This is a genomic window from Synechococcus sp. R6-5, from assembly GCF_047461775.1.
Lineage (GTDB): Bacteria > Cyanobacteriota > Cyanobacteriia > Thermostichales > Thermostichaceae > Thermostichus.
In genome coordinates this window covers 1-1202 of record NZ_JANSHV010000277.1, presented here as the reverse complement: position 1 = coordinate 1202, position 1202 = coordinate 1, and the positions used below count along the sequence as shown (strand labels likewise).

General features: G+C 57.2%; 1 protein-coding gene. It reads right to left on the bottom strand.

Annotated features, from left to right (window positions below; genetic code table 11):
* Positions 1 to 65: 65 nt before the first annotated feature.
* Positions 66 to 1130 carry a photosystem II q(b) protein gene (gene psbA, locus NW818_RS12700; RefSeq protein ID WP_414351839.1) on the bottom strand — a complete coding sequence of 355 codons (1065 nt, stop codon included), beginning with the start codon at positions 1128 to 1130 and terminating at the stop codon, positions 66 to 68.
* Between the last annotated feature and the right edge of the window lie 72 nt (positions 1131 to 1202).

Sequence of the window (1202 nt, the reverse complement as noted above, 5' to 3'; positions counted from 1 at the left end):
ACAAAAAAATCCCCCAGACCAAGCTGGGGGATCCACCAATGCTGTTGAAGCGTCAGGTCAGGCCATCAGCCACGCACCGCAGGCGCCACTTCCACCGCCGCCAAATCCAGCGGGAAGTTGTGCGCATTCCGCTCGTGCATCACTTCCATCCCCAGGTTCGCCCGGTTCAACACATCAGCCCACGTCCCAACCACTCGACCGTTGCTGTCCACAATCGACTGGTTGAAGTTGAACCCGTTCAGGTTGAACGCCATGATGCTGATCCCCAGCGCCGTAAACCAGATCCCCACCACCGGCCAAGCCGCCAGGAAAAAGTGCAGGCTCCGGCTGTTGTTGAACGACGCATACTGGAAAATCAACCGGCCAAAATACCCGTGCGCCGCCACAATGTTGTAGGTCTCTTCCTCTTGCCCAAACTTGTACCCCAGGTTCTGGGACTCCTCTTCCGAGGTCTCCCGAATCAGGGTGGAGGTCACCAGCGACCCGTGCATGGCGCTAAACAACGCCCCACCAAACACGCCAGCCACACCCAGCTGGTGGAACGGGTGCATCAGGATGTTGTGCTCTGCCTGGAACACCAGCATGAAGTTGAAGGTCCCCGAAATCCCCAGGGGCATCCCATCCGAGAACGACCCCTGCCCAATCGGGTAAATCAAAAACACTGCTGTGGCCGCTGCCACGGGCGCAGAGTAAGCCACCGCAATCCAGGGCCGCATCCCCAAACGGTAGCTCAGCTCCCATTCGCGTCCCATGTAGCAGAACACCCCAATCAAAAAGTGCAGCACAATCAGCTGGTACGGACCGCCGTTGTACAGCCACTCGTCCAGTGAGGCGGCTTCCCAAATCGGGTAAAAGTGCAGGCCAATGGCTGCCGAAGAGGGCACTACAGCCCCAGAAATGATGTTGTTCCCGTACAGCAAGGAACCGGAAACGGGCTCGCGGATGCCGTCAATGTCCACCGGCGGAGCCCCAATGAAGGCGATGATAAAGCAGGTGGTGGCAGTCAGGAGGGTGGGAATCATCAGCACCCCAAACCAGCCAATGTAAAGGCGGTTATCGGTGGAGGTGACCCACTCGCAGAACTGCTCCCACACGTTGCTGGTTGAGCGACGTTGGATAACAGTAGTCATGAGGACAAACTTCCCTAAGGAAGCGCGAAGATTGACAACCTAAACTTAAAACATCCGTTAAGTTTCGTCAAC